At 57.4% G+C, this 21514-nt stretch carries 22 protein-coding genes; 9 read left to right on the forward strand and 13 right to left on the reverse strand.

Translation table 11 applies throughout. From position 1 onward, the window contains the following. Window position 1: 1 nt before the first annotated feature. Window positions 2-811 (forward strand): putrescine export ABC transporter ATP-binding protein SapF, encoded by an 810-nt coding sequence (gene sapF, locus CW267_RS20850; protein ID WP_004140269.1) that lies wholly within the window; start codon window positions 2-4, stop codon window positions 809-811. Window positions 812-839: 28 nt separating this feature from the next. Here the strand turns inward: sapF and CW267_RS20855 are convergent, their stop codons facing one another. Genes CW267_RS20855 through CW267_RS20875 form a run of 5 tightly spaced genes read right to left on the reverse strand, consistent with a single transcriptional unit; the run spans window position 840 to window position 5449 of the window. After that, complete coding sequence (locus tag CW267_RS20855; protein WP_100781365.1) at window positions 840-2339, reverse strand: HAL/PAL/TAL family ammonia-lyase; 1500 nt, start codon at window positions 2337-2339, stop codon at window positions 840-842. Further along, window positions 2336-3130, reverse strand: a complete 795-nt coding sequence (locus CW267_RS20860; RefSeq protein ID WP_008807802.1) for an ABC transporter ATP-binding protein — start codon at window positions 3128-3130, stop codon at window positions 2336-2338. The genes CW267_RS20855 and CW267_RS20860 overlap by 4 nt, the downstream gene beginning before the upstream one ends. Window position 3131: 1 nt before the next feature. After that, window positions 3132-3863 (reverse strand): ABC transporter permease, encoded by a 732-nt coding sequence (locus CW267_RS20865; RefSeq protein WP_012968438.1) that lies wholly within the window; start codon window positions 3861-3863, stop codon window positions 3132-3134. A gap of 9 nt (window positions 3864-3872) precedes the next feature. Further along, window positions 3873-4592 carry an ABC transporter permease gene (locus CW267_RS20870; protein WP_008807800.1) on the reverse strand — a complete coding sequence of 240 codons (720 nt, stop codon included), beginning with the start codon at window positions 4590-4592 and terminating at the stop codon, window positions 3873-3875. Between the two features lie 11 nt (window positions 4593-4603). Beyond that, window positions 4604-5449, reverse strand: a complete 846-nt coding sequence (locus tag CW267_RS20875) for a transporter substrate-binding domain-containing protein (RefSeq protein WP_023322435.1) — start codon at window positions 5447-5449, stop codon at window positions 4604-4606. A gap of 210 nt (window positions 5450-5659) precedes the next feature. On the opposite strand from CW267_RS20875, the gene CW267_RS20880 reads away from it, so the two are divergent. From CW267_RS20880 to osmB, 7 genes are all read left to right on the forward strand, one after another. Next, the gene (locus tag CW267_RS20880; RefSeq protein WP_008807798.1) at window positions 5660-6202 is read left to right on the forward strand and encodes a HutD family protein; all 543 of its coding nucleotides are present in this window, start codon (window positions 5660-5662) and stop codon (window positions 6200-6202) included. A gap of 199 nt (window positions 6203-6401) precedes the next feature. Further along, entirely contained in the window at window positions 6402-7190 is a 789-nt protein-coding gene (fabI, locus tag CW267_RS20885) for an enoyl-ACP reductase FabI (protein WP_008807797.1), read from the forward strand. Between the two features lie 190 nt (window positions 7191-7380). After that, entirely contained in the window at window positions 7381-8538 is a 1158-nt protein-coding gene (locus CW267_RS20890) for a carboxymuconolactone decarboxylase family protein (protein ID WP_012542042.1), read from the forward strand. 81 nt (window positions 8539-8619) lie between these two features. Further along, window positions 8620-10554 (forward strand): exoribonuclease II, encoded by a 1935-nt coding sequence (locus CW267_RS20895; RefSeq protein WP_049008959.1) that lies wholly within the window; start codon window positions 8620-8622, stop codon window positions 10552-10554. Window positions 10555-10712: 158 nt separating this feature from the next. Next, complete coding sequence (locus CW267_RS20900; RefSeq protein WP_012542045.1) at window positions 10713-10892, forward strand: hypothetical protein; 180 nt, start codon at window positions 10713-10715, stop codon at window positions 10890-10892. Window positions 10893-10963: 71 nt separating this feature from the next. Further along, the gene (locus tag CW267_RS20905; RefSeq protein WP_008807793.1) at window positions 10964-11713 is read left to right on the forward strand and encodes a DNA-binding transcriptional regulator YciT; all 750 of its coding nucleotides are present in this window, start codon (window positions 10964-10966) and stop codon (window positions 11711-11713) included. Between the two features lie 273 nt (window positions 11714-11986). After that, the gene (gene osmB, locus CW267_RS20910; RefSeq protein WP_002901783.1) at window positions 11987-12205 is read left to right on the forward strand and encodes an osmotically-inducible lipoprotein OsmB; all 219 of its coding nucleotides are present in this window, start codon (window positions 11987-11989) and stop codon (window positions 12203-12205) included. 129 nt (window positions 12206-12334) lie between these two features. On the opposite strand, the gene yciH is transcribed toward osmB, so the two are convergent. The 5 genes from yciH to pgpB form a co-directional block, all read right to left on the reverse strand. Continuing rightward, complete coding sequence (yciH, locus tag CW267_RS20915; RefSeq protein WP_008807792.1) at window positions 12335-12661, reverse strand: stress response translation initiation inhibitor YciH; 327 nt, start codon at window positions 12659-12661, stop codon at window positions 12335-12337. Beyond that, window positions 12661-13398 carry an orotidine-5'-phosphate decarboxylase gene (gene pyrF / locus CW267_RS20920; RefSeq protein WP_022065864.1) on the reverse strand — a complete coding sequence of 246 codons (738 nt, stop codon included), beginning with the start codon at window positions 13396-13398 and terminating at the stop codon, window positions 12661-12663. The genes yciH and pyrF overlap by 1 nt, the downstream gene beginning before the upstream one ends. A gap of 192 nt (window positions 13399-13590) precedes the next feature. Further along, window positions 13591-14760 carry a lipopolysaccharide assembly protein LapB gene (gene lapB / locus CW267_RS20925; RefSeq protein ID WP_008807790.1) on the reverse strand — a complete coding sequence of 390 codons (1170 nt, stop codon included), beginning with the start codon at window positions 14758-14760 and terminating at the stop codon, window positions 13591-13593. Window positions 14761-14766: 6 nt separating this feature from the next. Next, window positions 14767-15075: a LapA family protein gene (locus CW267_RS20930; protein ID WP_012542047.1), complete on the reverse strand. Its 309-nt coding sequence runs from the start codon at window positions 15073-15075 to the stop codon at window positions 14767-14769. A 136-nt stretch (window positions 15076-15211) separates the two neighbouring features. Next, complete coding sequence (pgpB, locus tag CW267_RS20935; RefSeq protein ID WP_008807789.1) at window positions 15212-15979, reverse strand: phosphatidylglycerophosphatase B; 768 nt, start codon at window positions 15977-15979, stop codon at window positions 15212-15214. Window positions 15980-16142: 163 nt separating this feature from the next. Here pgpB and ribA point away from each other — a divergent pair, with 163 nt between their 5' ends. Then, a complete protein-coding gene (ribA, locus tag CW267_RS20940) occupies window positions 16143-16745 on the forward strand; it encodes a GTP cyclohydrolase II (protein WP_008807788.1) in 603 nt (200 codons plus the stop codon). Between the two features lie 46 nt (window positions 16746-16791). Here the strand turns inward: ribA and acnA are convergent, their stop codons facing one another. The 3 genes from acnA to cysB all read right to left on the reverse strand — a co-directional run bounded on the left by acnA (window position 16792) and on the right by cysB (window position 21242). Continuing rightward, entirely contained in the window at window positions 16792-19464 is a 2673-nt protein-coding gene (gene acnA, locus CW267_RS20945) for an aconitate hydratase AcnA (RefSeq protein ID WP_100781364.1), read from the reverse strand. A 390-nt stretch (window positions 19465-19854) separates the two neighbouring features. Further along, window positions 19855-20022, reverse strand: a complete 168-nt coding sequence (locus tag CW267_RS20950; protein ID WP_002901776.1) for a YmiA family putative membrane protein — start codon at window positions 20020-20022, stop codon at window positions 19855-19857. Between the two features lie 245 nt (window positions 20023-20267). Then, complete coding sequence (cysB, locus tag CW267_RS20955) at window positions 20268-21242, reverse strand: HTH-type transcriptional regulator CysB (RefSeq protein ID WP_008807786.1); 975 nt, start codon at window positions 21240-21242, stop codon at window positions 20268-20270. Window positions 21243-21514 lie beyond the last annotated feature (272 nt).

Raw genomic sequence — 21514 nt, forward strand, 5'->3', positions numbered from 1 at the left:
AATGGTCGAAACATTGCTGGAAGTTCGCCAACTCAGTAAGACCTTTCGCTACCGCACCGGCTGGTTTCACCGCCAGACGGTGGAGGCCGTCAAGCCGCTGAGTTTTACCCTGCGTGAAAGGCAGACGCTGGCGATTATCGGCGAGAACGGCTCCGGGAAATCCACCCTCGCCAAGATGCTGGCGGGCATGGTGGAACCCACCAGCGGCGAGCTGTTGATCGACGACCATCCGCTGACTTTCGGGGACTACTCCTACCGCAGCCAGAAGATTCGTATGATCTTTCAGGATCCGTCGACCTCACTGAACCCGCGCCAGCGCATCTCGCAGATCCTCGATTTTCCGCTGCGGCTGAATACCGACCTCGACGCCGAGGCGCGGCAAAAGCAGATTATCGACACGCTGCGCATGGTTGGTCTGCTGCCGGACCACGTCAGCTATTACCCCCATATGTTGGCGCCCGGTCAGAAGCAGCGTCTCGGCCTCGCCAGGGCGCTGATCCTGCGCCCGAAGGTCATCGTCTGCGATGAGGCGTTGGCCTCGCTGGATATGTCGATGCGCTCCCAGCTCATCAATCTGATGCTGGAGCTGCAGGAGAAACAGGGCATCTCCTATATCTATGTCACTCAGCACCTGGGAATGATGAAGCACATCAGCGATCAAGTGCTGGTGATGCATAACGGCGAAGTGGTCGAGCGCGGCAGCACTGCCGATGTGCTGGCCTCACCGCTGCACGACCTGACCCGACGCCTGATCGCCGGCCACTTCGGTGAAGCTCTCACCGCCGACGCCTGGCGCAAAGACGGGAAATAGCCCCGTCTCACTTACCTCGCTGGTGACGTCATGCCGGCGCGTGGCCAGCGTTCCGCTTGAGGATAGCCACTGCGCTGGCGATGTCTGGCGCCAGCCAGCGATCCTCCTCCCAGCCAGGCACGCTTTGGCGCAGCAGATCGCGCGCCCGACGTGTACCCGCCGCCAGCGTCTGCGGCTCGTGAAAATCGAGCCCCTGGGCCGCGAGTAAATATTCGATACCCAGGATCTGATAGAGGTTGCCGAGCAGGCGCTGTAGTTTCAGCGCAGCACTGGTACCCAGGCTTAAATGATCCTCCTGCAAAGCGGAGGTAACAAAATTATCCAGCACCGCCGGCTGCGCCAGCTGCTTATTTTCCGCGCACAGCGACGCGGCGACGTACTGGGCAATCATCATGCCTGAATTCACCCCGGGTCGGGCGACCAGAAACGCTGGCAAGCCGCTCACCAGAGGATTCACCAGCCGGTCAAGACGTCGTTCGGCGATAGCGCCCAGCTCAGCCATGGCAATAGCCAGCAAATCGCAGGCCATTGCCACCGATTCACCATGGGGATGCGCCTGGGACACCACCCGCCACTGCTCAAGGGTGCCCAGGATTAGGGGATTATCGGTACAGGCGTTAAGTTCGATATTTATCTGCGTCTGCGCATGGCTAAACTGATCGCGGCAGGCGCCATGCACCTGAGGCATCGAGCGGAGACTCAGCGCATCCTGGGTGCGAAGACCTTCGCTTTCGGCCAGCAGACGGCTGCCCGCCAGCAGCTCACGCAGCCGCTGGCCGCTGGTCTGGATCCCGGGACTGGCTTTCAGCGCCAGGATCTCGGCATCAAACGCCACAAGCTGGCCGCGCAGCGCTTCAAAGCTCATCGCCCCGGTCACATCGGCCCAGTTCATTAAGCGCTCGGCGTCGTCTAAGGCCAGGCAAGCCAGGCCGGTCATGCACGGCGTACCGTTGACCAGACTGAGCCCCTCTTTCGCTCCCGGCGCGATGGGCTGCAGATTCAGCTGCGACAGGACCTCTGCCGCAGACCACGTTCGCCCTTGCCATAGCACATCGCCGACTCCCATCAGGGCCAGGCCAATGTGCGCCATATGCGTTAAATAGCCAACCGACCCCTGAGAGGGCACCTGGGGGGTGACGCCATGCTGCAAAAACATCAGCAGTTGCTGCACTATCCCGGCGGAAATACCGGATTTACCGTGGCTGAAATTGGCCACCGCGGCGCACATAATGGCCCGGGTTGGGGCGACCTCCAGCAGCGGCCCCACCCCGCAGGCATGACTGAGCAGCGTATTGCGCGACAGCTGGTGTAACTGCGCTTCCGGCAGCGTAATGTTGCACAGCGCCCCCAGCCCGGTGTTGATCCCATAGGCCACCTGACCGGTGCTAACGATATGCTGGACAATCGCCCGCCCCTGCTCGATACGCGCCCAGGCGCTTTCGCTGAGGCTCAAGATCGCCTCGCCCCGGGCGACACAAGCCACCTCCTGCCAGCGTATCGGTGCATCGCCCCACTGGATCATATTCATACGACCTGTCCTGGCTGTTGATGGCTGGAGATAAATTGCTTAAAGCGCGCGGAACCCTGAGTGCCAAATAGCGCCTCAGGCGCACCGTCGCAGTCAATCGTCCCCTGGTGCATAAATACCACCCGGTTGGAGACATGGCGGGCGAATCCCAGTTCGTGGGTGACCACCAGCATCGTCCGCCCCTCTTCCGCCAGGCTGCGCATGACCTTTAACACCTCGCCGACCAGTTCGGGATCCAGCGCTGAGGTGGGTTCATCAAAGAGCATGACGTCTGGCTCCATCGCCAGCGCGCGGGCTATTGCCACGCGCTGCTGTTGGCCGCCGGAGAGCTGTGCCGGATAGAAATCCTTTCGGTTCAACATCCCCACCCGCTCCAGCAGTTGCTCAGCCTGTTCAATGCAGGTCCGTTTATCCCGTTTGAGCACATAATGCGGCCCCTCAATGACATTCTGCAGGACCGTCATATGCGACCACAGGTTAAAACTTTGAAAGACCATCCCCAGCCGCGAACGCAGGCGCTCTATCTGCCGGGGATTCGCCGCCAGCCGATGCCCGCGGGCGTGGTGCTTCATTTCAATCGTCTCGCCACCGACGCTGACCACCCCGGCATCGGGCGTTTCCAGCAGATTAATGCAGCGCAGCAGCGTACTTTTACCGGAGCCGCTGGCGCCGAGGATCGAAATGACATCGCCCTGCCGGGCCTGGATGGTGATCCCCTTCAGGACATCCAGGGAGCCAAAGGACTTATGAATATCGCTGACCGATAAGGTCACCGGACGTGAATCGAGCATCTTACTCTCCTTTGGTTATCGGCTTGAGCGACACGGTCGCCGGGTTTTGCCGGGTATGCGGCGTTAATCGCCGTTCTAGCAGGGCGTACAGCTGCACAATGATGAAATTAAGCAGCAAATAGATGGCCGCCGCGCAGAGGAATACCTCCATCGTCCGGTAGGTACGCTGAATAATCTGTTGCGCCACCCCGGTGACGTCCCAGACGGTCACCAGGCTTGCCAGCGCCGTCGACTTGACCAGCAGAATGGCCTCCGTGGAGTAGGCTGGCAGTGCATAACGTAGCATCACCGGGGCAATGATCCGCCGCAACAACAGCCAGCGCGACATGCCGCAAGCCTGACCGGCTTCAATCTGACCCGGCGGTATCGCCAGCAACCCGCCGCGAAGAATTTCCGCGGTGTAGGCCGCTGTACAGAGCGCCAGCGCCAGAACGGCGCAGATAAAGGGTTCGCGCAGCAGCGGCCACAGGAAACTGTGACGGATCACCCCAAACTGACCCAGCCCGTAATAAATGAGAAACAGCTGGATCAGCAATGGCGAACCGCGAAAGATCAGGATATAGCCTTTGGCGAAACCGCTAGCCAGCGGCCAGTGGCTCATTCGCAGCGCTAAAACGCCGAGGGCCAGTACGCCGCCGAGGATAAAAGAGCAAATAAAGAGCCCCAGCGTCACCGGCAGCGCCGCGCCGAGCTTCAATAACGTCTCACCGAGGAAGGCAAAATCGATAAACATACGGGCTCCTTACGCCTGCGCGGCGCTGCGACGCAGCCAGGCGCGGTTGAGATGGCTCTCCGCCCGGGTAAACGCGCGGTTAGAGAGCAGCGTCAGGATCAGATAACAGCCGCCGCCGATCAGATAGAACAGGAAATAATCGCGGGTCGAGCCAGCGGCAATCTGGCTGGCGCGCATCAGCTCAACGATGCCGGTCACCGATACCAGCGCCGAATCTTTGAGGCTCATTTGCCACACGTTGGATAACCCAGGCAGCGAATAACGGATAATCTGCGGCAACAGAATGCGCTGCAGGATCCGCCAGCGCGGCATGCCGATAGCGGTAGCCGCCTCCACTTCACCGGGCATCAGCGCCAGGCGAGCAGCACGGTAGACTTCCGCCTGATACGAGGAGGAGATCAAACCAATCGCCAGGGCGCCAATCAGAAAGGGCGGAACCTCAATAAAACCGTCAGCGCCAAACAGTCGCCCCACCCATGAAATCATCCCTGAGCCGCCAAAATAGAACAGGTAGATCACCAGTAACTCAGGGATACCGCGGAATACTACCGACCAGGCGGCGCCAAACCAGCGCGCTGGCGCATGCCGGGACAGCTTTGCGGCGGCAATGACGCCGCCTACCCCGGCACCGACGGCCAGCGCGGCGAGCGACAGCAGCAACGTGGTCAGCGTGGCACTGAGGATCAGCGTCCCCCACCCGTTTTCACCAAAACTCAGAAGATTCAACATGAGAGCCTCACTCAGGGGGTAACGTCGCTTTTAAACCATTTCTCGCTCAGTTTTTTTACCGTCCCATCGGCCAGCGCCGCCTGAATGGCGCTATCCAGTTTCGCTTTGAGATCGGTATCGGTGAGGCGCACGCCCATCGCCTCACCGCCTCCCCAGATCGGCCCGCTCATCAGCGGACCGCTCAATGCCAGATTGTTATTCTCCGGTCGCGACAGGGTGGTGTTGGCAAAGGTAATATCATCAAACACCGCATCGATGCGCTCAGCCTGCAGGTCGAGGATCGCATCCGCTGAGTTGTTATATTCCCTGATGTCAGCGATATCCTTGAAATACTTATCAATAAACGGGGTGTACACGGTGCCGGAAGCGATGCCGATAGTTTTCCCTTTCAACGCCGCGCGCAGAGGCGCAATCGCCGCCTGAATCTCTTTCTCATCATCATGAAGCTTGACCGTCGGAGACGGAGGGAGCAGCGACCCTTTTACCGCAATGAAAGAGGCCGGCGTGGCAGCGTAGGCCTGGGTAAACGCCACGACCTTCGATCGCTCCGGGGTGACGACAATAGCGTCCATGATCACGTCATATTTTCCGGCGTTAAGTCCGGCAATCATGCCATCCCAGTTCTGTACCACCAGCTTGCATTCGATCTGCATCCGCTGGCATAAATTCGCCATGAGCTCAGGTTCGAAGCCGCTCAACTTCCCTCCGGGAAGCGTCAGGTTCCAGGGTTCATAGCCGCCTTCCGTAGCGATGGTGATTGATTTCCACTCTTTAGCGTATGTTGAGCCACCAGACAGCAGTAGCCCCGAAAACAGGGTGACCAGGCAGGCCTGGCGGAAAGTAATACGCTGTTGCATTTTCATTCTCCCGATCGCGTTTTGTCATGATGGCTCTGGTCACTGCGATAAGATAATTCGTAGATGACTGCTCATGTATATACAAGCATTGACAAACCCACACACGCGCTCGATGATGGATTTGTGAGCCCTGTTGTAAATAATTTGTAAGCATGTTGCGACACGCTTGTAACAAAAACCATCCACCCTCTGAATTCCGCCGAGCAGACCATGATCTTTTTTTTTGATATCGCCACCTTACCCATCACGCCGTGGAAGAACGGTGCCGGTGCCACCCGGGAAATTATCGCCGTTCCTTCCACAGACGCCCCCTTTCTCTGGCGAGCCAGCATCGCCACTCTGCAGGCGGATGGTCCTTTTTCCCCCTTCCCCGGCGTCGATCGGGTGATCACCCTGCTGGCGGGACAACCGCTACGACTGTGCGGCGAGGACATCGACCATCCGCTGACGCTCTGGCAGCCGTGGGCGTTCCCCGGCGAATGGGCGCTGTCCAGCGTCGGGATCGTTGAGCCAGGGCTGGACTTCAATATCATGACCCAGCGCGGACGTGCCTCGGCGAGAGTAAAGGTGATAAACGACCAGCAACGCCCTGCTACTGAGGGAGTCGCTTATGTTCTTCAGGGCGAGTGGGATCTGGCCGGGCAGCGAAGTGCGGCCGGCAGCGGTCTCTGCTGGCGCGGTGAATCCCCTGGCGAGCTGCAGCCCCTCAGTGCCAACGGGTGTCTGCTGCTGGCGGAGATCGCGCTCAAATAATCATCAGAAGAGAGAGTATACTGGAGCTATCGCGATACGCTTTTGCTCCGCACGCCGCGGGCGCGGCTGAAAAATATCGTGACACAAGGGGTCGTCAGTGGGATATAATTCCCGGCTAAATTTGAGTTATTTTGAAATAACAATGTTAACGTTATGATTGTTAAAGTAAAAATAAGCAATAACGATAAGGATTAAAGCTATGGGTTTTCTTTCCGGTAAGCGCATTTTGATCACTGGCGTCGCCAGCAAACTGTCCATCGCCTACGGTATTGCGCAAGCAATGCACCGCGAAGGCGCGGAACTGGCATTCACCTATCAGAATGAAAAACTGAAAGGTCGCGTAGAAGAATTTGCTGCCGCGCTGGGTTCTGACATTGTGCTGCCGTGCGACGTTGCTGAAGATGAGAGCATCACCGCGCTGTTCACCGAGCTGGAAAAAGTCTGGCCGAAATTCGATGGTTTCGTCCACTCTATCGGTTTTGCCCCGGCTGACCAGTTAGACGGCGACTACGTTGACGTTGTCACCCGCGACGGCTTTAAAATCGCGCACGACATCAGCGCCTACAGCTTCGTGGCGATGGCCAAAGCCTGCCGCAGCATGCTGAACCCGGGCTCTGCTCTGCTGACGCTCTCCTACCTGGGCGCAGAGCGCGCGATCCCGAACTACAACGTAATGGGTCTGGCCAAAGCCTCTCTGGAAGCTAACGTCCGCTATATGGCTAACGCCATGGGTCCGGAAGGCGTTCGCGTCAACGCCATCTCTGCCGGTCCGATCCGTACGCTGGCTGCTTCTGGCATTAAAGATTTCCGTAAAATGCTGGCGCACTGCGAAGCGGTCACCCCGATCCGTCGCACCGTCACCATTGAAGATGTGGGCAACAGCGCAGCCTTCCTGTGCTCTAACCTGTCCGCGGGTATCTCCGGTGAAGTCGTTCACGTTGACGGCGGGTTCAATATCGCCGCCATGAACGAGCTGGAACTGAAGTAAGTTCTTTCCCTCCTCACCCCGGTGAGGAGGGTTCTTCCTTCCCCCCATCCCTTACGCTCCCCCTGTTATTCCAATCGGCTATTTGTTAGCACGTATCAATATTTTCTCCTGCTTCCGGGTTACGCCAGGATAGTTCTGCATAAACGATCCGCGGAACGGCGGTTCGCCACATACCGAACAAGGAAAGCCCATGGAGCCACGCCGCGTGAATGGCAAAAACCACTGGTATCACGAAACCCAGTCAACAATCTGCCCGGTGGATGTTCTACCGCTTGTCCCTGAAGCCGCCCATGTTGAAGACCGCTTTTTGCTGGACCTGACGCTGCCGGAAGCCTGGCTACACATCCACGCAGGCTGGCTGCACCCCGCTCGCCAGCTGGCAGAGCGGTTGTTTCCCGACCAAGTGGCGGTGAGTCGCCTGCAGACCTTTACCGCCTACGATCGCCTGAGCACCGCGCTGACTGTCGCCCAGGTTTATGGTGTCCAGCGGTTGTGTAACCACTATGCCGCCCGCCTGGCTCCCCTCCCTGGCCCTGACTCTTCGCGCGAGAGCAACCGTCGCCTGGCGCAGATCACTCAGTATGCTCGTCAGCTCGCCAGTTCGCCCTCCGTCATTAACGCCCTCTCGCGCAGCCAGCTGGACGAAGTGGGTTTAACCAGCCGGGATATTATCCTGATCAACCAGATTATCGGTTTCGTGGGCTTCCAGGCCCGGGCGATTGCCGTCCTGCAGGCGGCGCTGGGCTATCCGGTGCGCTGGATCCCCGGCATGCCTCAGCAAGAGGAGGCCCCTGCCGAACTGTTCACCGCGCCACCAGGAGAGTGGCAGAGCGACCTTGAGGACCCCGATCTGCAGTATGCCGATGATGAGCGCCAGCGGCGCATCGCCGGCTGGCAGTCGCTGCCCGGTCTGGGTGAGCTGGCCCCACTGCTGGCCTGCGACCCACCGTTGTTCACGCCTCTGGAGACCTTGATCCGCCAGCTCAGCACGGATGATACCTTTGGCCCGCAGGTCGCCTTACTCGCGGCGCGCACCAATGGCAGCCCCACCTGTTTTGACGCCTGGCTCCCCCACTGGCAGGGTGAAGAGGAGTTCGCCAGCCATCTGCGGGAGGGCGACCAGGCCCTCCATCACTGGCTCCAGCAGCATCCTCAGTCCCGGTCTCTCGTGACCGCGGTGCAGCTGTTAACCCGCTCGCCGGACCGGTTTAGCGCCGCCCAGTTAACGCCCCTCGCGGAATATGGACTCTCTGCGGAACAAGCGATCGATCTGTTGACCTGGAGCGGGCTGTGCGGATGGATGAATCGTCTGAAAATCGCCCTCGGCAATGTGCGTCAGCAGACGTAAATTGCTGAAACAGCGCTTGCTGCGGCAGGCATATTCGCGTAAAAATGTCAGCCGCTCTTTTAGCCACGAAAATACCTAATTATGTTTCAGGATAACCCGCTGCTAGCGCAGCTTAAACAGCAACTGCATTCCCAGACGCCGCGCGCGGAAGGGGTCGTTAAGGGCACGGAAAAGGGCTTTGGCTTCCTCGAAGTGGACGCTCAGAAGAGCTACTTCATTCCGCCGCCGCAGATGAAAAAAGTGATGCATGGCGACCGTATCGTCGCGGTGATCCATTCTGAAAAAGATCGCGAAAGCGCCGAACCAGAAACCCTGGTTGAGCCGTTCCTGACCCGTTTCGTCGGTAAAGTCCAGAAGAAAGACGATCGCCTCGCTATCGTTCCTGACCATCCGCTGCTGAAAGATGCCATTCCCTGCCGCGCCGCCCGTGGCGTTGAGCATGATTTCAAACAGGGTGACTGGGCCGTCGCCGAGATGCGCCGTCATCCGTTAAAAGGCGACCGCGGGTTTTACGCGGAGCTGACCCAGTTCATCACCTTCAGCGACGATCACTTCGTCCCCTGGTGGGTAACCCTGGCGCGCCATAACCTCGAAAAAGAAGCGCCGGACGGCGTGGCCACGGAAATGCTCGATGAAGGGCTGACGCGCCGCGATTTAACCGCTCTCGACTTCGTCACTATCGACAGCGCCAGCACCGAAGATATGGACGATGCGCTGTATGCCGAATCCACTGCTGATGGCAAACTGCTGCTGACGGTCGCCATTGCTGACCCGACCGCCTGGATTGCCGAAGGTAGCAAGCTGGATAAGGCCGCAAAAGTGCGCGCCTTTACCAACTATCTGCCGGGCTTCAATATTCCGATGCTGCCCCGCGAGCTGTCAGACGACCTGTGCTCCCTGCGCGCTAACGAAGTGCGCCCGGTGCTGGCCTGCCAGATGACTCTGGCGGCCGATGGCACCATCGAAGACAACATCGAATTCTTTGCCGCCACCATCGAGTCGAAAGCCAAGCTGGCCTATGACGATGTCTCTGACTGGCTGGAAGGCCGCGGCAGCTGGCAGCCGGGCAGCGACGCGATCGCGCAGCAAATTAAACTGTTGAAGGACGTGTGCCAGCGTCGTAGCGAATGGCGTCAGACCCATGCGCTGGTGTTCAAAGACCGTCCGGACTACCGTTTCGTTCTTGGCGAAAAAGGCGAAGTGCTGGATATCGTCGCGGAACCACGTCGCATTGCCAACCGTATTGTCGAAGAGTCGATGATCGCCGCCAACATCTGTGCCGCCCGCGTTCTGCGCGACAAGCTCGGCTTCGGCGTTTATAACGTCCATACCGGCTTCGACCCGGCGAATACCGAACAGCTGGCGGCGCTGCTGAAAACCCACGACGTGCACGTCGACCCGACGGAGGTGCTGACGCTGGAAGGGTTCTGCAAGCTGCGCCGGGAACTGGACGCCCAGCCGACCGGATTCCTCGACAGCCGCATCCGCCGCTTCCAGTCGTTTGCGGAAATCAGCACCGAGCCAGGCCCGCACTTTGGCCTCGGCCTTGAGGCCTATGCCACCTGGACCTCGCCGATCCGTAAATATGGCGACATGATCAACCACCGTCTGCTGAAGGCCATCATCAAAGGCGAGACCATTGCGCGCCCACAGGATGATGCCACCGTACAGATGGCGGAGCGCCGTCGTCTTAACCGGATGGCAGAGCGCGACGTCGCCGACTGGCTGTATGCCCGTTTCCTCAACGATAAAGCCGGGACCGATACCCGTTTTGCGGCGGAGATCATCGACATCAGCCGCGGCGGGATGCGCGTGCGCCTGGTGGACAATGGCGCGGTCGCCTTTATTCCGGCCCCCTTCCTCCACGCCGTTCGCGACGAACTGGTGTGCAGCCAGGAGAACGGCACCGTGCAGATCAAGGGCGAGGTGGTCTACAAAGTGACTGACGTTATCGATGTCACCATCGCCGAAGTCCGCATGGAAACCCGCAGCATTATTGCGCGTCCGGCAGTCTGACGCCTCTTCACAGCGGTTCCTCCGGGAACCGCTGCTTCTTTCCTCTCCATCCTGCTATTTCCGTCGCACCGATTAAGGTTGTGCGTTTTTTTCGCTTCTCTTTTTCATCCATTTTTAGCATCATTGATTTCATTCGTTTTTGTTACCAGGATAATGCCATGTCAGATGTGAATGCCCACCTGCTCGCCCAACGTATCGATACCGTGCTGGATATTCTGGTTGCCGGTGATTACCACTCTGCGATCCATAATCTGGAAATCCTCAAAGCGGAGCTGCTGGCACTGGCGGCGGACGACGCTGAGCAAAAAAACCAGCCCAAGGCTCCCTGGGAAATCTGATTATCGCCCATGCCGCAACCGGTGACTCATACCGGTTGCTCGCCATATAGCCCCCTAACAGTGATGTTGCTATGAACGCCCGACAACAAAGTATTTTGCAAGTGGTCATTGATAAAGGCCGGATGAGCGTCGCCGATCTGGCGAAGATGACCGGTGTCTCAGAGGTCACCATTCGCCAGGATCTGAATCTGCTGGAAAAGCAGAGCTATTTGCGCCGCACCCATGGCTATGCAGTCCCACTGGACAGTGAAGATGTTGAAACCCGCATGATGACCCATTTCGCCATTAAACGTGAACTGGCCAGCCGGGCGGCGGCGCTGGTGAGCGCCGGCGAAACGGTATTCATCGAAAACGGCAGCAGCAACGCCCTGCTGGCGCGCACCCTCGCCGAACGCGGCGATATCACCATCATAACCGTCAGCAGCTATATCGCCCATCTACTGAAAGAGACGCCGGGAGAGGTGATCCTGCTGGGCGGGATTTACCAGAAACGCAGTGAAAGCATGGTGGGCCCGCTGACCCGCCAGTTCATCCAGCAGGTGCATTTCAGCAAAGCCTTCATCGGGATCGATGGCTGGCAGGCAGAAACCGGCTTTACCGGTCGCGATATGATGCGTGCGGATGTGGTTAACGCCGTGCTGGAAAAGCACTGTGAAGCGATTATTCTCAGCGACAGCTCGAAATTCAGCGCGGTTCATCCCTATCCCCTCGGTCCCGCCGGGCGCTTTAACCGCGTTATTACCGACGATCGCCTGCCGGCCGCCTGCCGCGACCAGTTACTGCACAGCGGCCTGACCGTCGATATCGTGCCATACGTCTGATCTTTACCCGCCCCGAGCCATGCCAATGCGCCATTCGGGGCGATATTACGCTCTGAGAGTATTCCGAGCCGCTAATTAAGATTTTTTACCTGACGATACATTTAAAAAAAAGTAAAATTATTATTAGCGATATAACAGGAAGTGACTATCACCTGCGTGATTTTCGTGACACCTGCGCACCCTAACTTCATGGAATTGCCCTAAAGCTGCTATTTCAGGCTATGCTTAAAGGAGCGTAGTATCCATGAATAGATTATTCAGGAGAAAAAAATGATGACTTCAACGAGCAAAAAAATGGCTGCCGTCGTTCTGGCTGTCACTGTAGCAATGTCTCTGAGCGCTTGTTCTAACATGTCTAAACGTGACCGTAACACCGCTATCGGTGCTGGCGCCGGCGCCATCGGTGGTGCGGTGTTAACTGACGGTAGCGCACTCGGAACCCTGGGTGGCGCGGCGGTCGGTGGTATTATTGGTCACCAGGTTGGCAAATAATATAATTACCTGACGAAATAAAAGAATAATTCACACGAATTGACTTACGCACGTTAAATCATTCAAGGCCGCGGCATTCACCGCGGCCTTGTTATTTCAGCATTACTTTAATTATTGCCGAAATAGCACTCAGCCACCGGCTAACTTAACCTTCATTCCTTTCGCCTCGAGCAGCGATTTGAGCAAATCCCGTTTGTCACCCTGGATCTCGATCACACCATCTTTCACCGCGCCGCCGCAACCACATTTCTTTTTCAGCTCTGCAGCCAGGGCGTTCAGCGCGGCATCGTCAGCATCGATGCCGCTAATCAGGCACACGCCTTTGCCCTTGCGACCGCTGGTCTGGCGCTGAATACGGACAATACCATCGCCTTTAGGCCGCACCGGCGCCGGTTTCGCTTCGTCGATACGCCCGGTTTCCGTGGAGTAGACCAGGCGGCTATTGGAATCGCTCATTATGCCTCCTTTGACAACGAGACGTTGATTGCCCGCAGCGTTGCGGCAGGATCGGCCGACTGAGTGACCGGGCGACCAATAACCATATAATCCACCCCCGCCGCCTGGGCCTGCTCGGGGGTCATAATCCGCCGCTGATCCCCAGCCTCGCTCCCCTGCGGACGGATCCCCGGGGTCACCAGCTTAAACGCCTGCCCCAGCTCCTGTTTGAAGCGCACCGCCTCCTGAGCTGAGCACACGACCCCGTCAAGACCACAGCGTTGGGTCAGCGCTGCCAGCTTCGCCGCGTAATCAGCCGGGGATAAGGTAATGCCCAGATCCTGCAGGTCGCTGGCCTCCATGCTGGTGAGTACGGTGACAGCGATCAGCAGCGGAGCCTCTTTACCAAACGGCAGCAGCGCTTCACGCGCGGCGGTCATCATCCGCGCGCCGCCGGAGGCATGGACATTCACCATCCATACGCCGAGTTCGGCCGCCGCCGCCACCGCGCGGGCCGTGGTATTGGGGATATCGTGAAACTTAAGGTCAAGGAACACCTCAAACCCGCGCTGGTGCAGATCGCGAACAAACTGCGGGCCCAACAGGGTGAACATCTCTTTGCCCACCTTCAGGCGGCAGTCTCGCGGGTCGATGCGGTCGACAAATGCCAGCGCTTTATCGCGATTATCATAGTCGAGCGCAACCACAACGGGAGAGGATGTGACAGCGCGGGAAGATGTGATAGCTGTAGACGTCATGACCAGACCTTAGTGTTGATGGGCGCCAGGGCGGCGCAAAAAAGGTAAACGGGCAGCATTCTACCTGTGATGCTAACAAAATAACAGACTGCTGTAGTAGCGCTGGCCGGACGATGGCGCTGCCGGGGCCGCGTCTGGAGAGGAGAAAAACGATGAGTATGTTGTAACTAATGGAGGGATTTTTTTTTGACTTTATTGGCCGTCGAGACCGCGAATGGGTTTGATGGTGGCCCACGAGCGGCAGGATGGGCAGTGCCAGTAGAGCGTATGAGCAGTAAAGCCGCATTTCTGGCAGCGATAGCGCGGTTTGCTGCGCACCTGCTCGCCGACCATGTTTCTTAGCACCCCGAGGCTTTCTTTCGCGCGCCCTTCTTCCGCTTCGTTGAGATGGTAGTCCATCAGCTTATGGAAGACGCGCATGGTCGGGTGACGTTCCAGCTGCCGGGTAACGTAGTTTTGCGCGGCTTCGACCCCTTCCCGTTGCTCGAGGATCTGCGCCAGCATCAGTTCAGCGGTGGCCCCGGTGTTCTCATCCACACAACGGCGCAGGAAAACCTCCCACTCTTCGGCTTTACCCAGTTGCTGGTAGCAGGTCTGCAGCATCTCCAGCGTCTCACCGACCAGCTCTTTATCCTGATCGATAACCCGCTCAAGGCTCTCTACCGCTTTGGCGTAATCACCCTTTTCCATCCACACCCGGCCCATCATTATTGAGACCCGGGCGCTGTTGCGGTCTGCGGCGGCGCCTTTCTTCAGCAGCGCCATCGCTTTATCCAGATCGTTGGCCGCCATCTGCTGCAGGGCCAGCTCACACCAAAAGTTGGCGATTTCGCCACGATGTTTCTCTTTACCCAGCTTCACCAGCCGTTCAGCGACTTCGATCGCTGACTGCCAGTCGCTGGTCGCCTGGTAGATCTGCAGCAGCTGCTGCAGAGCGCTCAGGCGGAAATCGGTCTCATCCACCAGCTGTTTGAACATATCTTCCGCACGATCGTACAACCCGGCGGCCATATAGTCGCGCCCCAGCTGCTGGACGGCCAGCAGGCGCTGATCGTAGGTTAACGATGCGCTTTCCATCAGGCTCTGATGAATACGGATCGCGCGGTCAACCTCGCCGCGCGAGCGGAACAGGTTACCGAGCGTCAGGTGGGCCTCAACGGTGCCGGTATCCTCTTTCAACATATCAAGGAACAGATCGACGGCTTTATCCTGCTGGTTGCTGAGCAGGAAGTTAACCCCCGCCACGTAATCCCGTGACAGGCGGTTCGCATCGTCCTGTTTGGACTGTTGTGCACTTCTGCGCCCCATGTACCAGCCGTAGGCGGCGGCAACGGGTAAAAGCAGAAACAACAACTCCAGCATAAGAGGTTATTCCTTCACGGCAGGCACGCCTGCGTCGACAGCGACCGGGCTGACGGGGGCAATCTGGTGCTCAAGGCGCTTAATTTTCCGCTCCGCGCGCGCCAGCGAGACACGCACCCGCAGCCAGAACAAGCCGCAGATCAGCCAGCCAATGGCAAAGCCTGCGGCGAACAGCACCGCCAGCAGTGTCGAAATGCGGAATTCACCCTGCGCGAGTAAATAGTTGAACGTGACCTGTTGGTCATTCTGCGCCCCCAGCGTCACTGAAATGACGAAGATTGCTAGCACCAGTAAGAAAATGAGTAAATATTTCACATGACTTCCCGTTATGTGGGTTGCGCGAAAAAAAGCCCGCTTTCAGCCCTATAAAGTATCATTTTCGCCGCAGCGGTGGAATGAAAAAGCATGGCAACTGTACAGGATATGCGGTCGGATGCCGCTAAAATCAACATTATTCTGCTTCGGGCATCCGTTTTTTAATATCCTGCGCCTCTTCTCCCGGCGGCGAGAGCGGCCCGCACAGGCGCTGCGTCAACCAGCAGGCCACCGTGACCAACAGCCAGGAGATCAGCGTGGCGACAATGAGATCCAGCGGCCAGTGCATGCCCAGCGCCAGGCGACTGCCCATCACCGCCGTCGCCCATACCAGCAGCACGGCGACCGTGCCCCAACGCCGACGCGGCCACAGCAGCCCGGCGGCCAGCAGCGCCCAGCTGGCGGCGAACATCGTGTGACCCGACGGGAAAGCAAAGCCTGTCTCTTTCTGCCAGTGCTTGCGTAAAAACGGCGGAATGTCCTGCGCCTGCGCCAGCTGGGCATGCACCAGTTTAGCGCGTTCTTTACGCTTCAACGCATAGAATTGCGTCACCGGCACCTGTCTTGAGTTTTCCAGCCAGATGACAAAGGGTCTCGGCTCCTGAACCCGCGCTTTGACCCAGGATTTAACCCCCTGTCCCACCAGGATGGCGGCGGCAAGAATCAGGAACAGGATCAGTGCCGCGCGCAGCCGGTAGCGAAGACACCAGAGAAACCAGCCGCACAGTGCAACATGTGTGATAATTCCCCACGGCTGCGTCACCGTTTCCGTCACCCACCAGAGGGTTTTCAACATAGCAACCGGCAGTCCTGGCTGCCACAGCCAACCAGACAGCCAGACCGTAACAGGCATAACAAGCAGCAGCGCCGCCGCGAGAGCGGTTCGTCGGGCAATCAACAGCATTTTCTCTCCTTCTCCTTGTAGATGAACATCATAGCGGAAAGTAGTTCGTTTGTGCGCTTTCCACGCGGCTAACCGTTCGCGATTAGGAGAACGTCCCGGCCTTGTGGCAAAATAGCGGCAAACAGAAAGCACATTCAGGTGCTGACAGAATCTGGAGAATCACATGCAGCTTAAACGTGTGGCAGAAGCCAAACTGCCAACCCCATGGGGCGATTTCCTGATGGTGGGTTTTGAAGAACTGGCAACCGGACAAGATCATGTCGCGCTGGTGTATGGCGATATCTCGGGGCAGTCGCCGGTCCTGGCCCGCGTCCATTCAGAGTGTTTGACGGGCGATGCCCTGTTTAGCCTGCGCTGTGATTGCGGCTTTCAGCTGGAAGCGGCCCTGTCGCATATCGCCGAAGAAGGTCGGGGGATCCTGCTCTATCACCGCCAGGAAGGACGCAACATTGGTTTATTGAATAAAATCCGCGCCTACGCGCTGCAGGATCAGGGCTACGACACCGTTGAGGCGAACCATCAGCTGGGCTTCGCCGCCGATGAGCGCGACTTCACCCTGTGCGCCGATATGTTCAAACTGCTCAACGTTGAGCAGGTTCGGTTATTAACCAATAACCCGAAAAAAGTGGAAATTCTTACCGAAGCCGGGATCAACATTGTGGAGCGGGTACCGTTGATCGTCGGGCGTAACCCGAAAAATGCTCACTACCTGGATACTAAAGCCGCCAAAATGGGCCATTTGCTGAACAGCAAGCCGGCGGAATAAACCGATTGAATAAAAGAGAAAGGGCCAGCGATGCTGGCCCTTTGTTTTACAGCATATTGCGGATAACGTAGTGCAGGATGCCGTCGTTGCGGTAGTAGGTGAGCTCGGTCGCGGTGTCGATACGGCACCGACAAGGGATCACTTCCTGCGAGCCGTCAGCGCGAGTCAGGGTCACCGGCACCGTAGCGCCAGGCTGAAGCGACTGCAGATTGCTGATATCAATCCGCTCTTCCCCGGTCAACTGCAGCGTTTTACGGGTGACGCCCTGCGGGAACTCCAGCGGCAAAATCCCCATCCCGATCAGGTTGGAGCGGTGGATACGTTCGAAGGACTCGGCGATCACCACCCGAATGCCCAGCAGGCGCGGCCCCTTCGCCGCCCAGTCGCGGCTGGAACCTGAGCCATACTCCTTACCGGCAATCACCGCCAGCGGTATGCCTTCCGCTTTATACTGCATCGCCGCATCGTAGATCGCCACCGGTTCGCGGTCCGGCAGATGTCGGGTCATACCGCCTTCCACTCCCGGTACCATTTCGTTACGAATACGGATATTGGCGAAGGTGCCGCGCATCATCACCTCATGGTTACCGCGACGGGAACCATAGGAGTTAAAGTCGCGCCGGGCAACCCCATGCTCCTGCAGATAGCGGCCTGCCGGGCTATCGGCTTTGATGCTCCCCGCCGGCGAAATGTGGTCAGTGGTCACTGAATCGCCCAGCATGGCGAGGATCCGCGCGCCATGAATATCCTCTACCGGCAGCGGTTCGACGCCCATCTCGTCAAAGAACGGCGACAGGCGAATATAAGTCGAGTCCTCCTGCCAGTTATAGGTATCTGACGCCTCCACCTTGATTGCTTTCCACTCCTCGGTACCGGAAAACACTTCCGCGTACTCTTTGCGGAACATCTCAGTGGACACCTGTTCCACCGCACGGGCAATCTCCTCCCCGCTCGGCCAGATATCTTTCAGATAAACCGGTTCGCCATCGCTGCCCTGCCCCAACGGCTCGCGGGTAAGATCGATATTCATGTTCCCCGCCAGGGCGTAAGCGACGACCAGCGGCGGCGAGGCCAGCCAGTTGGTTTTCACCAGCGGATGGATACGCCCTTCGAAGTTACGGTTACCGGAAAGCACCGCCCCGACGGTCAGATCGCCCTTTTTGATCGCCTCTTCGATAGGTTCCGGCAACGGACCGGAGTTACCGATACAGGTGGTACAGCCATATCCCACCAGATTGAAGCCGAGCTGGTCGAGGTAAGGCGTCAGGCCGGCATGAGCCAGATAATCCGACACCACTTTCGAGCCTGGCGCCAGGGAAGCTTTTACCCACGGCTGCGGCTGCAGGCCACGCTCGACGGCTTTTTTCGCCAGCAGACCGGCGGCCATCAGCACGCTGGGGTTGGAGGTATTGGTACAGGAAGTAATGGCCGCAATGGCCACGGCGCCGTCCGGTAGCGAATAGTGATGCCCGTTCAGCGTATAATCCACCGGCTGGCGCTGACGCTGAGGATGGTTAACTTCCAGCTCGCCGCTGGCAGCAAAGGCTTTCGGCACATCGCCGAGCGCCACGCGATCCTGCGGCCGTTTCGGCCCGGCAAGGCTTGCCTCAACGCTGCCCATGTCCAGCGCCAGGGTGCTGGTAAAGACCGGCTCATCGCCCGGCTGGCGCCACATGCCCTGCGCTTTGGCATAGGCTTCCACCAGGGCGACCTGTTCTTCGCTACGGCCGCTCAGACGCATATAGCTAAGCGTCACATCATCGATCGGGAAGAAACCACAGGTGGCGCCATATTCCGGGGCCATATTGGCGATAGTGGCGCGATCGGCCAGGGGTAAGGTATCCAGGCCATCGCCGTAGAATTCAACAAACTTGCCGACGACACCGTGCTGGCGCAGCATCTGGGTGACCGTCAGCACCAGATCGGTGGCGGTGATGCCTTCGCGCAGTTTGCCGCTGAGCTTAAAGCCCACGACATCCGGGATCAGCATCGACACCGGCTGACCCAGCATGGCGGCTTCCGCTTCAATCCCGCCCACGCCCCAGCCCAGTACGCCGAGACCGTTAATCATGGTGGTATGAGAGTCGGTGCCCACCAGGGTATCCGGCCACGCCATCCACTTCCCATTCACCTCTTCGCTCCAGACGGCCCGACCGAGGTATTCCAGGTTGACCTGGTGACAAATACCGGTGCCCGGCGGCACTACGCTGAAGCGGCTGAAGGCCTGTTGTCCCCAGCGTAGAAAAGCGTAACGTTCGTGGTTACGCTCCATTTCCAGACGGACGTTATCTTCGAAGGCCTCGTCATCGCCGAAACGGTCGACGGTGACCGAGTGGTCGATCACCAGATCGACGGGCGACAGCGGATTCACTTTCGCGGTGTCGCCGCCCAGGCGCTTCACCGCCTCGCGCATGGCGGCCAGATCCACGACTGCCGGCACGCCGGTAAAGTCCTGCATCAGGACGCGCGCGGGACGGTAAGCGATCTCCCGGTCGGCATGGGCCTGTTGCAGCCAGCCGGCCAGGGCACGAATATCTTCTTCTGTCACCGAGTCACCGTCCTGCCAGCGCAGCAGGTTCTCCATCAGCACCTTCAGCGACTTAGGCAGTCGACTGAGATCGCCCAGCTGTTTCTCTGCCAGCGGCAGACTGTAGTAATGCCAGGTTTTCTCGTTGACCAGCAGCGTGTCCTTACTGGCTTCTCGTAGGGTTGACGACATAGCTCCTCCTTTATCTCAGGGATGGCATACCCTGATTCTCCTCAGGGTCTCCATTAAAGATAACACATACCGAGCATAACACTTTGATAACAACCCAAATTGCTAAATGCGCCGAGGTCGACAGTGATTAATCGGGAATTATCCTGGAATCGGAGAAATAGCACCAAAATAGTGCAGAAGCGATGATTAAGACGATATTGTATTAGTACACGAGGACAAAAAAAGAGCTAATCGGCCAGCTGGCTATGATTAGCTCTTGTGAGTGATTTCAGATTGGATGAATCCAGCGGCAAAATATATTCTCCCTGTATTGCCGGTCACTGATTTTATATTACAGTTTCCTTTCACTGTCATAAAAATGACATGTATCTACAACGATGACCTACAGCTTTAGCTGACAATCCAGATGTTGCAGATGGTAAGCGCGATGATGCTCCAGAACATCGCCAGCCCTACCAACACTACGCCCCATACGCGACTACGCAGAACGGGATCGATTTCGGTTTTGTCATTCTCGTATGACATCGCCAGTTTCATGTAATCGATATTACTTATCATATTGTCACCACCAATTGCTCAAATCATCAGGTACAGATAAATCTTAATTATGGATAAAAGATTAATCCAGTGAATTTAGGCCTGATGGAATATATTTAACCGGTTATTTGATCGCGGCGGGCATAATGACAAACGTGTTGCCAGAAATTATTAATTTTGTGATTGGTTCGAGGTTTAAGATGTTAAATTAGGACCATGATAGTCAATGGCACTCCCCACAGGGAATGCCATTATTTTTTTAAGGGTTATTTTTCCGGAAGTTTTATATCTTTAAACATCGCTTCAATATCTTCATTCGACCGCAAAGCCACCGCGGTATCCACGACATCCCGGGTCAGATGGGGTGCAAAACGTTGAATAAAATCATACATGTAGCTTCGTAAGAAGGTGCTACGGCGGAAACCAATTTTGGTGGTGCTGTGGCTGAATATGCCGTTCGCATCCAGCTTCACCAGGTCCGGGTCAGAGACCGGATCGACTGCCATGCTGGCTATCACCCCGACCCCAAGCCCCAGGCGAACATAGGTTTTGATCACGTCGGCGTCAGTGGCGGTGAAGACAATGCGCGGCGTCAGACCCGCACGGTTAAACGCGGTATCCAGTTCCGAACGGCCGGTAAAGCCAAAGGTATAAGTCACCAGCGGGTACTGCGCCAGCTCTTCAATGGAAACCGAGCCCTTCGCGGCCAGAGGATGCTCAGGCGTTACCACAATCGACCGGTTCCAGTGATAGCATGGCAACATCACCAGATCGTCATACAGATGCAGCGCCTCGGTGGCGATGGCGAAGTCGGCGTTGCCTTTCGATACGGCTTCTGCAATTTGGGTTGGCGAGCCCTGATGCATATGCAGCGACACGCGCGGGTAGCGTTCAATAAAGCCCTTGATCACCCCCGGTAACGCATAGCGGGCCTGAGTATGGGTCGTCGCCACATATAACGACCCTTTATCAGGCCAGGTATGCTCCCCGGCGACAGATTTGATCGCATCGACTTTCGATAATACCTCGCGGGCGATACGGATGATCTCCTGCCCGGCAGGTGTCACCTGAGTTAAATGTTTGCCGCTGCGGGCGAAAATCTGGATGCCCAGCTCATCTTCCAGCATGCGGACCTGCTTACTGATGCCCGGCTGGGAGGTATAAAGCCCTTCGGCGGTGGATGAAACATTCAGGTTATGGTTCACCACCTCTACGATGTAGCGAAGCTGTTGTAGTTTCATGCTGATATCCGTTTGCGCGTAAAATGAAGCCGCTTAATACACTTTACGTTCAGGCAACTTGTCGACCGTGAGGCCAGCCTCCCGGCAGTTGGCCGTAGTGGAGCCGCAACGCATCCTGAAAGCGATGATGTATAAGACGTTTTAATAATAAAAAAGAGATTAGCTATAACCACTATATCATTTATATCAACAGTGTATAGATACTAACGAAAAATAATATAGGTGGTTATAAGGGGAAGAAAAGACCATCCAGAAGGGGAAACAACGCGGCA

Origin of the sequence: Klebsiella sp. X1-16S-Nf21 (assembly GCF_002837615.1) — a bacterium.
Taxonomy (GTDB): domain Bacteria; phylum Pseudomonadota; class Gammaproteobacteria; order Enterobacterales; family Enterobacteriaceae; genus Klebsiella; species Klebsiella variicola.